The following is a 12034-nucleotide window of genomic DNA, read 5'->3' as shown; positions in this document are numbered from 1 at the left end:
TTGTTTGTGACGGTTGTTGTCGGGTGAGGTGCCGGGCACGCGGCCGGGCGTCGCTCACGTCGACTGGGATCACGGGCCCGGTCGTGACGGGCGAACGGTATGGCGCGCGGCGTGCTTGTTATTTGAGTAACATGGCAATGTTATTTTAATCACATTCGGCGTCGCAACCCTCAGAAGGGCCGGGGACGCCAACGCGGGGAACGAGCGCGGCGAACGCCGCTCGGGCCCGAGAGAGTCAACAGCGAGAGGGAGTGCAGTTGAACGAACGAAGTGAAGGGCGGCTGATGCGCCTGCAGCGGGCCCTGGGGCAGGGCGGCAGCCTGCGCCTGGCCGAGGCGGCGGCGCTGTGCGACGTGTCGGAGATGACCATCCGCCGGGACCTGGCCGGGTCCGACGGTAGCCTGGTGCTGATCGGCGGCTATCTGATGCTGGCCAGCGATCCGCGCCATGCGTCGGTCTATGACCTGGCCGTGCAGCGCGATCGCAACGCAGAGGTCAAGCGGCAGCTGTGCGAGCGGGCACTGGCTACCCTGGCAGAGGGTGACACCCTGTTCATCGACTGCGGCACCACCCTGACGCCGCTGGCGGCCAGCCTGCCCGATGGCATGTCGCTGACGGTCGTGACCTATGCGCTCAATATCGCCGAGGCGGTCAGCAAGCGGCCAGGCGTGCGGCTGTGGCTGCTGGGAGGCGCCTTTCACGATTCCTCGCGTTCCTTTTCCAGCGATCAGATGGCCGAGGAGATCCGCGGCTTCGGTCTCAACAAGGCGTTCCTGACGGCCGCCGGCGTGGACGAGCGTCAGGGACTGAGCTGCTTCCACTTCCACGAGGTGGCGCCCAAGCAGGCCGCCATCGCTACCGCCCAGCGCCGAATATTAGTGGTCGATGCCAGCAAGCGCGGGATGGTGCGCCCGGCCCGCTTCGGAGGGCTCGAGGATATCGACGAGGTGATCACCGAGGAGGGCATCGACGATTGATGTCGTGTCGGATCTTGCTCGCCGTCAAGGTCGGACGCCGGAAAGTGGCTATGTTGAAGGGGCGAGGGGCGTGTCCCGCGCCTCATTCATAGCCTCGGAGACGTTGCCATGCGCGCTGCAGATGTCATGACGCCCCATGTGATCACCGTGTCGCCGGACAGCGAGGTGCGCGAGATCGCCAGCCTGCTGCTCGAGCATGGCATCAGTGCCGTGCCGGTCGTCGATGACGACGACCGCGTGCTTGGCATCGTCAGCGAGGGCGACCTGATCCGACGCGCCGAGGACGATCGGCGCGACAAGGCCTGGTGGTTGAGGATGTTCGAGATCACGGATCCCGGGGAGTACGTCAAGACCCATGGCCGCAAGGCCCACGAGGTCATGACGCCGGAGCCCGTCACCATTGCCGAGGACCGCCCGCTGCCTGAGATCGCGCGGCTGCTCGAGAAGCATCGCATCAAGCGGGTGCCGGTGGTGCGCGAGGGCCGGCTGGTGGGCATCGTTAGCCGGGCCAATCTGCTGCGCGCCTTTTCGGTGGCGGAACCTTCGGTGCCGTCCGGCGTCGGAGATCGGGACATTCGCGACACTATCCTGAAGGAGGTGGAACGACACACCGGAGTGATGGTCGAACGCCTCAACGTGATCGTCAGCGACGGCCAGGTGCAACTCTGGGGGCTGGTCGACAGTCAGGAACAGCGCCTCGCCGTGCAGGTGGCGGCGGAAAATGCTCCCGGGGTTGCCTCGGTCGAGAATCACATCGGTTTCATGCCAAAGGGAATGGGCGGATACTGAGGGTCGCATCGCCGGCGCGGCGGCCCGCCGCGACCGGGTGGTGCGCACCCCTGCGGCAAATCGTCACTTTCCTCTTTTCCTCGTTTGCTACACAATACGCTCCCTGCGGCCGGACCCTTTTCGCACGCGCCACCACGGCGTTCGTGAGGGTTTGGCCATGAGTGAGCCGAGCCCTTTCCACGATGGTTAGCCTTTGCTGCGGTCATGGGTCAACCGGCGCAGGACAGGTCTCGGCCTTTGTGTAGCTTGCTACTAGTCAGCAGGATTTTTCCTGTCGCCAAGCCTGACGAGGTCGAAACATGAATCGAACTCCCCACCTGCGCAAGCTCGGAGTCTTGCTGCTGGCGGTGTTGCCCCTGTTGCTGGCGGGGTGCAGCTCGGCACTGCTGGACCCCAAGGGCCAGATCGGGGAAGAACAGCGAACCCTGATCCTCACGTCCTTCGGTCTGATGCAGATCGTGGTCATTCCCGTGATCGTGATGACGCTGCTCTTCGCCTGGCGCTATCGCCGCAGTAACCGCGAAGCCTCCTACCGCCCGGATTGGCACCATTCCAATCTGATCGAGGCGGTCGTGTGGTTCGTACCCTGTGTGATCATCGTCTTCCTGGCGGTGTTGACCTGGTACACCTCGCACAGCCTGGACCCGCACAAGCCGATCGAGCCGACCGCAGAACAGCAGGATCCCATCGAGATCCAGGCCGTTTCGCTGGATTGGAAGTGGCTGTTCATCTATCCCGAGCAGGGCATCGCCACCGTCAACGAGCTGGCCTTCCCCGAGGATACCCCGGTGCACTTCCGTGTCACCTCGGGCTCCGTGATGAACTCGTTCTTCATCCCGCGTCTGGGCAGTCAGATCTATGCCATGGCCGGCATGGATAACGACGTCCACCTGGTCGCCGATGAGCCGGGCGTCTACGCCGGTCGCTCTACCAACTACAGCGGCGCGGGCTTCGCCGACATGATCTTCGACGCCCATGTGGGCACCCAGCAGGATTTCGATGCCTGGGTCGAGAAGGTGCGCGAATCGTCCGAGTCCCTGACCTATCCCGATGAGTACTATGCCCTGGCCGCGCCCAGCGAGGCCAATCCGGTCGAGTACTTCTCCGAGGTATCCCCCTCTCTCTACGAGAGCATCATCAAGAGCTTCAAGGCTGGCGGTCGTCACGCCGAGTACATGGCGGCCCTCGCGGGCGAAGGCCATGGCGCTGGCCACGGCGAAGAAGCCGCCGACGCCCATGGCGAGTCTGTGAGCGCGGAGGCAGCGGAGTAAATTATGTTCGGAAAACTGACTCTGGAGGCGATTCCTTTCCACGAGCCGATCATCATGGTGACCGCTGCGGTCATCGCGATCGGTGGGCTCGCGCTGGTGGGAGCGCTGACCTACTTCAAGAAGTGGGGCTATCTGTGGACGGAATGGATCACTTCCATCGACCACAAGAAGCTCGGCATCATGTACTTCCTCGTGGCGCTGGTGATGCTGATTCGCGGCTTCGCCGACGCCATCATGATGCGCAGCCAGCAGGCGCTGGCCGCGGGTGGTGCCGAAGGCTTTCTGCCGCCGCACCACTATGACCAGATCTTCTCCGCCCACGGCGTGATCATGATCTTCTTCGTCGCCATGCCCATGGTCATCGGTCTGATGAACCTGGTGGTGCCGCTGCAGATCGGTGCGCGTGACGTGGCCTTCCCGTTTATGAACAACCTGAGCTTCTGGCTGTTCGCGGCGGGCGTGGTGTTGGTCAACATCTCCCTGGTGGTGGGTGAGTTCGCCCAGACCGGCTGGCTGGCCTATGCGCCACTATCGGGCATAGAGTACAGTCCCGGCGTCGGGGTGGATTACTGGATATGGGCGCTGCAGATATCGGGTATCGGCACGACCCTGACCGGTATCAACTTCTTCGTCACCATCATCAAGATGCGCACCAAGGGCATGAAGCTCTTCCGCATGCCCATTTTCACCTGGACATCGCTGTGCGCGAACGTCCTGATCATCGCTTCTTTCCCGATCCTGACCGCGACCATCGCACTGCTGACGCTCGATCGTTACCTGGGGATGCACTTCTTCACCAACGATTTCGGCGGCAACATGATGATGTACGTCAACCTCATCTGGGCCTGGGGCCATCCTGAGGTTTACATCCTCATCCTGCCGGCGTTCGGTGTGTTCTCCGAGGTCATCGCGACCTTCGCGCGCAAGCGTCTGTTCGGCTACGGCACCATGGTGTGGGCGACCGTCGCCATCACCGTGCTGTCGTTCATCGTCTGGCTGCACCACTTCTTCACCATGGGCGCCGGCGCCAACGTCAATGCCTTCTTCGGCATCATGACGATGATCATCGCCATCCCGACAGGGGTGAAGATCTTCAACTGGCTGTTCACCATGTACCGCGGCCGGATCGAGTTCACCTCGCCGGTGCTGTGGACCCTGGGCTTCATCATCACCTTCTCCATCGGTGGCATGACCGGTGTGATGCTGTCCATTCCGGCGGCCAACTTCGTGCTGCACAACAGCCTGTTCGTCATCGCCCACTTCCACAACGTCATCATCGGCGGCGTGGTGTTCGGCATGCTGGCGGGCCTGACCTATTGGTTCCCGAAGGCCTTCGGCTTCACCCTCAACGAGAAGTGGGGCAAGCGCTCCTTCTGGTGCTGGCTGGTCGGTTTCTACGTTGCCTTCATGCCGCTGTACGTGCTGAGCTTCTTCGGTGCCGTGCGTCGCATGCAGTCCTACGCCAACAGTGACTGGCAGCCGCTGATGATCGTCGCCTGGGTCGGTGCCGTGATCATCATGTGCGGTATTGCCTGCACCGTGATCCAGTTCTACGTCAGTATCCGCGATCGCAAGCAGAACCTGGACCTCACCGGCGATCCCTGGGACGGCCGTACCCTGGAGTGGGCGACCTCTTCTCCCGCGCAGTTCTACAACTTCGCGCATCTGCCCGAGATCCAGGGTGTCGACGACTTCTGGCGCATGAAGCAAGAGAACGGTGGCAAGACGCCGCTGTCCGAAGGTCCCTATCAGGACATTCACATGCCCAAGGACACCTGGGAAGGTCCGGTCATCGGTGGTCTCTCCATCGTGTTCGGCTTCGCCCTGATCTGGCACATCTGGTGGCTCGCCATCGTCGGTGGTCTCGGCATGTTCGGTGTGTTCATGGCGCGCATCTTCCGTGAAGACGTCGACTACTACGTGCCCGCCGCGGAAGTCGAGCGCATCGAGCGCGAGCACCGTAAGAGCGTCGAGCGTGGCGTTCCGCAGTCTTCAACCTATGCATCCCAGGTAGGGGGGCAGGCGTAATGTCTACTGATACCCTGAGCAACCACGGGGATCATGCTCACGAGCACGATCACCACGACACCTCGGGCACCAAGCTCTTCGGGTTCTGGGTCTACCTGATGAGCGACCTGATCATCTTCGGGTCGCTGTTCGCCACCTTCGCCGTGCTCCTCAAGGGCACGGCCGATGGTCCGACGCCCGGTGAGATCTTCGAACTGCCCTTCGTTCTGGTCGAGACCTTCCTGCTGCTGTTCTCCAGCTTCACCTACGGGATGGCGGTGCTGGCGATGAACGCCGATCGCGCGTCCCAGGTGAAGGCCTGGCTGGCGATCACCTTCCTGCTTGGCGCAGGCTTCGTCGGCATGGAAGTCTACGAGTTCCAGCACCTGATCCATGAAGGCTTCGGTCCGGATCGCAGCGCCTTCCTGTCGGCCTTCTTCACCCTGGTCGGCACCCACGGTCTGCACGTGACCTTCGGCCTGATCTGGATCCTGGTGATGCTGATCCAGGTGCAGACCAAGGGGCTGACCGACATGACGCGCCCGCGGATCATGTGCCTGAGCCTGTTCTGGCACTTCCTGGACATTGTCTGGATCTGCGTCTTCTCCTTCGTCTACCTGATGGGAGTCCTGTGATATGAGCGGACACGCCTCTCATGCCGAGCAGAGCCACGGCAGCGTCAAGTCCTATGTGATCGGCTTGATCCTGTCCATCGTGCTGACCATCATCCCGTTCGGGGTGGTGATGACGGGATCCTTCGCCACTTCGGCCACCGTGCTGATCATCGTGGCTACCGCGGTGGCTCAGGTGCTCGTGCAGTTGATCCTGTTCATGCACATGAGCACCAAGACCGATGAAGGCTGGAACGTCACGGCCTTCGTCTTCACCGTGTCGATCCTGGTCCTGGTCATCGGAGGTTCCTTATGGATCATGCACAACCTGCATCTCAACATGATGATCGGGTGATGGCGACCTCCTCTCGGCGTCGGGACTATCTGGCTCTGACCAAGCCGGGGATCATCGGTGGCAATGCCATCTCGGTACTGGGCGGCTTCTTCCTGGCCGCCCAGGGCCAGATCGATCCCTGGCTGCTGCTGGCCACGCTGGCAGGATTGTCCCTGGTGATCGCGTCCGGGTGCGCCTACAACAACGTCATCGATCGCGATATCGATGCGGTGATGGAGCGTACTCGCAGCCGGCCCCTCGTGCAGGGGCGGCTGTCGGTCGCTGAGACGCTGCGCTTCGCGACCCTCCTGGGGGTCGCGGGCTTCGCGCTGCTGGCGGTGTTCACCAACGCCTTGACCGTGGGCCTGGCGGCCTTCGGGTTCGCCATTTACGTGGGTGCCTACAGCCTGTGGCTGAAGCGTAGCTCCGAGTATGGCACCCTAGTGGGTAGCCTGTCCGGCGCCATGCCGCCGGTGGTGGGCTACTGTGCGGTGTCCGGCCAGTTCGATGTCGGTGCGCTGACGCTGCTGGTGATCTTCTGCCTGTGGCAGATGCCGCACTCCTATGCCATCGCCATCTTCCGCTTCAAGGACTACGAGGCGGCGAAGATTCCCGTTCTGCCCGTGGTGCGCGGCATCGGTACCGCCAAGCACTACATCCTGGGCTACGTGGTAGCCTTCGTCTTTGCCTCCCTGGCGCTGAGCGTGGCCGGCTATGCCGGACCGGGCTATTTCGCCGTGGCGCTGGTGATGGGCATCTACTGGCTGTACCTGGCCATGCAGGGCTACTGGACCACCAACGCCGAGCGTTGGGCCAAGCGCGTCTTCGGCTTTTCCATCCTCACCATCACCGCACTGAGCGTGATGATGTCGGTGGAATCCAGCCTGCTGCCGACCACACCGTTGATGGCTGCCCTGGGGTAAGCGCTCTACCGTTGGCGGAAGACCTCCCCGGTCTCTGCCTATACTTGCCGGTGAAGACACACGTGTGGCGGGCCGCCCTGGCCCGTCCCCGGCAGGAGGGAGTGCCATGTTGACACATGCCTGGGGCATCCTTGCCCATCCGAAGCGCGAGTGGCAGCAGATCAAGGAAGAGCGCGAGACGCTCACCCACCTCTACGAGCACCACGTGCTGCTGCTGGCAGCCATTCCCGTCGTCTGTTCCTACATCGGCACCACCCAGGTGGGGTGGAGTCTCGGTGGGGGCACGACCATTCAGCTGGGCTATCTTGACGCCCTGGGCGCCGGGATCGTCTTCTATCTGGTGATCCTGGCGGCCGTCTATGCGGTGGGCAAGGTGATCCGTTACATGGCCAAGCGTTTCACCAAGCCGCCGAGCCAGAGCCAGTGCATCGTGTTCGCCGGCTATGTGGCCACGCCGATGTTCGTCAGCGGCATCGTGGCGATCTATCCGCTGATCTGGCTGTGCATGCTGGCCGGGGTGATCGGGCTCTGCTATACGGCCTATCTGCTGTATCTCGGTATCCCGTCCTTCCTCGGCATCGACAGCGAGGAGGGCTTCATCGTCTCCAGTGCGACCCTGGGCATCGGGGTGCTGGTGCTGGAGGCGCTGCTGGGCATCACCGTGCTGCTGTGGGGCTATGGCGAACGCATCATCCTGTCCCTGATCGGTAGCTGATACCCTCGGGCGAGTCCCGCAAGAACGTCGAAGGGCGGCCCGCGGGCCGCCCTTCGGCGTTCGTCGTGATGACGCCTGATTCGGCTAGATATCGGTGCTCTCGATATGCGTCAGGGCCTTGTCGAGGGTCGCCAGGGTGCGATCGACGTCGTGCAGCTTGTCGAAGCCGAACAGGCCGATGCGGAAGGTGCGGAAGTCATCGCCCTCGTTGCACATCAGCGGCACGCCGGCGGCGACCTGCAGGCCGTTGGCGGCGAACTTGATGGGGAGATCGGGATCCCGGGTGTAACTCACCACCACGCCGGGTGCCTCGAAGCCGGGGGCCGCTACGCTCCGGTAGCCATGCTCGGCAAGGCGCTCGCGCACCCGTCGCCCGAGCTCGAGCTGTTCGTCGCGGAGCTTCTCCAGACCGTAGGCCTCGGCCTCGGCCACGGCATCGCGCAGGATGCGCAGGGCATCGGTGGGCAGGGTGGCGTGATAGGCGTGGCCGCCGGCCTCGTAGGTCTCCATGATCGACAGCCACTTCTTGAGGTCGCAGGCGAAGCTCGAGCTTTCGGTCTCCTCGATGATCTCGCGGGCCAGGCGCGACATCATCACCATGGCGCAGCAGGGCGAGCCGCTCCAGCCCTTCTGCGGGGCGCTGATCAGGATGTCGACGCCGGTGTCCTGCATGTCGACCCAGTCGGTGCCGGAGGCGATGCAGTCGAGCACCAGCAGGCCGTTCTGCTCGTGGATGGCCTCGGCCAGGCGCTGGATGTAGTCGTCGGGCAGCTTCACGCCGGACGAGGTCTCGACGTGGGGCGCGAACACCAGATCGGGCTGCTGGTCGTGGATCGCCTCGAGCACTTCCTCGATGGGCGGCGGCGTGAAGGGCGAGGTCGGATCGTCGTCGTCGAGCCGCACCGCCTTGCGCACATAGAGATCGGACGGGATCTGGCCGCGCTCCAGGATTTGGTGCCAGCGGTAGCTGAACCAGCCGTTGCGGATGACCAGGCAGCGCCGGTCGGTGGCGAACTGCCGCGCGACGGCCTCCATGCCGAAGGTGCCGCTGCCGGGAATGATGACCGTCGAGTGGGCGCGATAGACGCGTTTCAGCGAGGTGGAAATGTCGCGCATCACCTGCTGGAAGCACTGCGACATGTGGTTGAGGGAACGATCCGTGTAGACCACCGAGTACTCGAGCAGTCCATCGGGGTCGACATCGGGCAGTAAGCCGGCCATTGCTGTCTCCATGTTGTCGGACGCTTTCTCCCTGTGACGGGGCGCGTCTTGCACGTTAGATGAGGATATTCCCTATCTTGGCTTCAGGCCAGAGCGAGGGCGCCGGAGCCGGTCTCATGACCCGCGTCAGCGTCCGGGATGGCGTCCGGAAGCGTTTTGTTCCAGACTGTCCCTGCGCAGGGAAACATTGTTTCCTAACTGGAGAAATCCCATGAAGACCTTGCTGATTCCCGTCGCGGCGGCCTGTCTGGTGGCCGCCACCAGTGCCCAGGCCCAGAGCGGCCCCATGACCTATCAGCCGAGCCCCTACGTCGGGGCCGATGCGCTGTTCTGGGAGCTCGACCCGGACGGCCGCGCGGACGATCGCGACAGCACCGGGCTGCGTCTGCGGGCCGGCGTCGCCTTCAACGACTACTTCGCCCTGGAAGGCCAGTTCGGCACCGGCGGCTCCGACGGCCACCTGGATCTGGACTACCTGGCCGGCGGCTACGCCAAGGGCATGCTGCCGATCACCCCGCGCTTCAAGCTCTACGGCCTGCTGGGCGCCACCGAGGTCGAGTTCGACGGCGCGGACTCCGAGAGCGATGTCTCCTACGGCGGCGGCGCCAGCTACGCGCTGATGCCGAACCTCTCGCTGGACGCCGACTACATGCGCTATCTCGACAAGTCCCACTACGATTTCGACGCCATCAGCCTGGGCGCCACCTACCACTTCTGATCGCGCCTTCTCGATCGGCCAAGCGCCCCGCCACCGGCGGGGCGTTTTCGTGGGGCACTCGGTGGCCAGGCGTTTCTCGATAGGGCGAATCGCTGCACTGTCGTGAGACGGCCGCCTTTTCATGGTGCATGCGAGGCGGCCGGCGGATCGCCGACGATGCTCACCAGGCCTGCCACCGCGCTGCTCGAAGCCCGTTTGGCACGTTACCTGCAATGCCTTGGGGAACAAGGTCACGAAAGGTGCTGCCATGTCATCCCCATCCTCCCGGCCCGATCTCTCCGGCGCGCGGCTGCTCTTCACCGACCTGGACGGTTCGCTGCTCGATCACGAGACCTACGACTGGTCGCCGGCCGTCGAGTGGCTGTCGCGGCTGCACGAGGCGGGTGTGCCGGTGATCCCGGTGACCAGCAAGACGCGCAGTGAACTGCTGGCCCTGCGCCATGCCCTGGACCTCACCGAGACTCCCTTCGTGGCCGAGAACGGTGCGGTGGTGGGGCTGCCCGCCGCCTGGTGCCATGCCCGGCTGGAACGGATGCCCGGCCCTGACGGGCTGGTGATCAAGCCCCTGGGTGTCGATATCGGCTTCATCCGCCAGCGCCTTGTCGTATGGCGAGAGCGGCTGGGCCTGCGCTTCACGCCGATGAGCGAGATGCCGCTCGACGAACTGGTCGCCTTCACCGGGCTCAGCGATGAGGAAGCGCGCCTGGCGCGGATGCGCGAGGGCAGTGAGCCGCTGGTGTGGGACGACAGTGAGGCGCAGCTGGAGGCCTTCCGCGAGGGCCTGGCCGGGGACGGCCTGCATCTGGTGCGTGGCGGGCGCTTCTGGCATGCCACCGGCGAGTCCGACAAGGGCCAGGCGGTGCGCTGGCTGAGCGAGCGCTTTGCGGCCCTGCGCGGCGTGCGCCCGCTGACCCTGGCGCTGGGCGACGGCCCCAACGACATCGCCATGCTCGAGGCGGTGGACCAGGCGGTGGTGATCCGCGGCTGCCACGGCCTGGAGGTGTCGCCGAATCAGCCTGCGCTCTACCGCAGCCGGGAAAGTGGCCCGGCCGGCTGGGCCGAGGGGGTGGACCACTGGTGGGGGCGAGGCGAGCGCCGGTGCGAGCCGGCGCTGATGGCGTCCGACAACGATAACGACCGAGTGGGGAGTGTCAGCGCATGAGCGATTTCCATCAGAACGGCATCATCACCGACTTCCACAACCTGACCCGCCGGCCGGTCGAGGCCCTCGAGGCTGATCTGGTGGGGTTCTCGACGCAGCGGCCGATGAGCCTGATCCTGCCGTCGTTGTATTCCGAGCTCGAGGGGCCTGCATTGGCGAATATCGTCGATCAGCTGGCCGAGGTGCCCTATCTCTCGGAGATCGTGATCGGCCTCGACCGCGCCGATCGCGACCAGTTCGACCGGGCACGCGAGTTCTTCTCGCGGCTGCCCCAGCGCCACCGCATCCTGTGGAACGACGGTCCGGGCCTGCGCGCGCTGGATGCCGAGCTGGAAGCGCAGGGCCTCGCGCCCCAGCAGCCGGGCAAGGGCCGCAACGTCTGGTACTGTGCCGGCTACGTGCAGGCCTCCGGGCGCAGCGAGGCGGTGGCCCTGCATGACTGCGATATCCTCACCTACGACCGCGGCATGCTGGCGCGGCTGTTCTATCCGGTCGCGCATCCCTACTTCAACTACGAGTTCTGCAAGGGCTACTACCCGCGCATCGCCGACGGGCGGCTCAACGGCCGTGTCTCTCGGCTGATGGTTACGCCGCTGCTGCGCGCGCTCAAGCAGATGTTCGGGCCGCTGCCGTACCTCGAGTACCTGGACTGCTACCGCTATCCGTTGTCCGGTGAGTTCGCCATGCGCACCGAGGTGCTCGACGGCATCCGCATCCCCGCCGACTGGGGGCTCGAGATCGGCGTGCTCTCCGAGGTGCACCGCAACTACTCCACCCGCCGCCTGTGCCAGGTGGACCTCGCCGACAGCTACGACCACAAGCATCAGCCGGTCTCCGAGGAGGACGCTTCCGGCGGGCTCAACCGCATGAGCCTGGATATCGCCAAGGCGCTCTACCGCAAGCTGGCGACCCAGGGCGTGACCTTCAGCGCCGAGGGCTTCCGCACCCTCAAGGCCACCTACTACCGCATGGCGCTGGACCTGATCGAGGCCTACGACCACGACGCGCGGATGAACGGCCTGAGCCTGGATCGCCACAGCGAGGAGCGGGCGGTGGAACTGTTCGCCACCAACCTGCTCGAGGCCGGCGGCGTGTTCCTCGACAACCCCGGCGAGCGTCCCTTCATTCCCAGCTGGAACCGGGTGCGGGCGGCCATTCCCGATCTGCTGCCGCGCATGGCCGAGGTGGTCGAGGCCGATAACGCTCCGGGCCCAGGTCGGTAGCCGGAAGCTCGAAGAGCGGCGCTTCGCGCCTGGAAGCCGGAAGAATTACCGCCCCCATTGGCTTGCCATGGGGGCGGTGTTCT

General features: G+C 64.4%; 12 protein-coding genes. 11 read left to right on the top strand and 1 reads right to left on the bottom strand.

The features are described from left to right. Window positions 1-257 precede the first annotated feature (257 nt). The 8 genes from MYL53_RS07200 (at window position 258) to MYL53_RS07165 (ending at window position 7627) form a co-directional block, all read left to right on the top strand. Window positions 258-977: a DeoR family transcriptional regulator gene (locus tag MYL53_RS07200; RefSeq protein WP_247852936.1), complete on the top strand. Its 720-nt coding sequence runs from the start codon at window positions 258-260 to the stop codon at window positions 975-977. A 108-nt stretch (window positions 978-1085) separates the two neighbouring features. Next, window positions 1086-1766: a CBS domain-containing protein gene (locus MYL53_RS07195; RefSeq protein WP_247852935.1), complete on the top strand. Its 681-nt coding sequence runs from the start codon at window positions 1086-1088 to the stop codon at window positions 1764-1766. 299 nt (window positions 1767-2065) lie between these two features. Then, window positions 2066-3037: a ubiquinol oxidase subunit II gene (cyoA, locus tag MYL53_RS07190; protein ID WP_247852934.1), complete on the top strand. Its 972-nt coding sequence runs from the start codon at window positions 2066-2068 to the stop codon at window positions 3035-3037. Between the two features lie 3 nt (window positions 3038-3040). Next, window positions 3041-5065 (top strand): cytochrome o ubiquinol oxidase subunit I, encoded by a 2025-nt coding sequence (gene cyoB, locus MYL53_RS07185; RefSeq protein ID WP_247852933.1) that lies wholly within the window; start codon window positions 3041-3043, stop codon window positions 5063-5065. Next, window positions 5065-5679, top strand: coding sequence for a cytochrome o ubiquinol oxidase subunit III (locus tag MYL53_RS07180; protein WP_247852932.1), 615 nt, complete (start codon window positions 5065-5067; stop codon window positions 5677-5679). Before cyoB ends, MYL53_RS07180 begins: the two co-directional genes overlap by 1 nt. Window position 5680: 1 nt before the next feature. Continuing rightward, window positions 5681-6010 carry a cytochrome o ubiquinol oxidase subunit IV gene (gene cyoD / locus MYL53_RS07175; protein ID WP_247852931.1) on the top strand — a complete coding sequence of 110 codons (330 nt, stop codon included), beginning with the start codon at window positions 5681-5683 and terminating at the stop codon, window positions 6008-6010. Continuing rightward, entirely contained in the window at window positions 6010-6912 is a 903-nt protein-coding gene (cyoE, locus tag MYL53_RS07170; protein ID WP_247852930.1) for a heme o synthase, read from the top strand. Before cyoD ends, cyoE begins: the two co-directional genes overlap by 1 nt. Before the next feature lie 106 nt (window positions 6913-7018). Next, window positions 7019-7627: a Yip1 family protein gene (locus MYL53_RS07165; RefSeq protein ID WP_247852929.1), complete on the top strand. Its 609-nt coding sequence runs from the start codon at window positions 7019-7021 to the stop codon at window positions 7625-7627. Window positions 7628-7711: 84 nt separating this feature from the next. On the opposite strand, the gene MYL53_RS07160 is transcribed toward MYL53_RS07165, so the two are convergent. Further along, a complete protein-coding gene (locus tag MYL53_RS07160; RefSeq protein WP_247852928.1) occupies window positions 7712-8848 on the bottom strand; it encodes an aminotransferase class V-fold PLP-dependent enzyme in 1137 nt (378 codons plus the stop codon). Window positions 8849-9059: 211 nt separating this feature from the next. Here MYL53_RS07160 and MYL53_RS07155 point away from each other — a divergent pair, with 211 nt between their 5' ends. The 3 genes from MYL53_RS07155 (at window position 9060) to MYL53_RS07145 (ending at window position 11951) form a co-directional block, all read left to right on the top strand. After that, on the top strand, window positions 9060-9566 hold the full coding sequence (locus tag MYL53_RS07155; protein WP_247852927.1) for a porin family protein: 507 nt from the start codon (window positions 9060-9062) through the stop codon (window positions 9564-9566). Window positions 9567-9813: 247 nt separating this feature from the next. Continuing rightward, window positions 9814-10728 carry an HAD-IIB family hydrolase gene (locus MYL53_RS07150; RefSeq protein ID WP_247852926.1) on the top strand — a complete coding sequence of 305 codons (915 nt, stop codon included), beginning with the start codon at window positions 9814-9816 and terminating at the stop codon, window positions 10726-10728. Then, window positions 10725-11951, top strand: a complete 1227-nt coding sequence (locus MYL53_RS07145; protein WP_247852925.1) for a glycosyltransferase family protein — start codon at window positions 10725-10727, stop codon at window positions 11949-11951. Before MYL53_RS07150 ends, MYL53_RS07145 begins: the two co-directional genes overlap by 4 nt. Window positions 11952-12034: the final 83 nt, after the last annotated feature.

It is taken from the genome of Halomonas getboli (genome assembly GCF_023094245.1).
Taxonomy (GTDB): domain Bacteria; phylum Pseudomonadota; class Gammaproteobacteria; order Pseudomonadales; family Halomonadaceae; genus Halomonas; species Halomonas getboli.
This window is presented reverse-complemented; position numbering and strand designations above follow the sequence as displayed.

What these genes read in the sequence shown, in the direction of transcription:
- MYL53_RS07195 (WP_247852935.1), top strand. Translation starts at nt 1,086, where the DNA reads ATGCGCGCTGCAGATGTCATGACGCCCCATGTGATCACCGTGTCGCCG.
- cyoA (WP_247852934.1), top strand. Translation starts at nt 2,066, where the DNA reads ATGAATCGAACTCCCCACCTGCGCAAGCTCGGAGTCTTGCTGCTGGCG.
- cyoB (WP_247852933.1), top strand. Translation starts at nt 3,041, where the DNA reads ATGTTCGGAAAACTGACTCTGGAGGCGATTCCTTTCCACGAGCCGATC.
- MYL53_RS07180 (WP_247852932.1), top strand. Translation starts at nt 5,065, where the DNA reads ATGTCTACTGATACCCTGAGCAACCACGGGGATCATGCTCACGAGCAC.
- cyoD (WP_247852931.1), top strand. Translation starts at nt 5,681, where the DNA reads ATGAGCGGACACGCCTCTCATGCCGAGCAGAGCCACGGCAGCGTCAAG.
- cyoE (WP_247852930.1), top strand. Translation starts at nt 6,010, where the DNA reads ATGGCGACCTCCTCTCGGCGTCGGGACTATCTGGCTCTGACCAAGCCG.
- MYL53_RS07165 (WP_247852929.1), top strand. Translation starts at nt 7,019, where the DNA reads ATGTTGACACATGCCTGGGGCATCCTTGCCCATCCGAAGCGCGAGTGG.
- MYL53_RS07160 (WP_247852928.1), bottom strand. Translation starts at nt 8,848, where the DNA reads ATGGCCGGCTTACTGCCCGATGTCGACCCCGATGGACTGCTCGAGTAC.
- MYL53_RS07155 (WP_247852927.1), top strand. Translation starts at nt 9,060, where the DNA reads ATGAAGACCTTGCTGATTCCCGTCGCGGCGGCCTGTCTGGTGGCCGCC.
- MYL53_RS07150 (WP_247852926.1), top strand. Translation starts at nt 9,814, where the DNA reads ATGTCATCCCCATCCTCCCGGCCCGATCTCTCCGGCGCGCGGCTGCTC.
- MYL53_RS07145 (WP_247852925.1), top strand. Translation starts at nt 10,725, where the DNA reads ATGAGCGATTTCCATCAGAACGGCATCATCACCGACTTCCACAACCTG.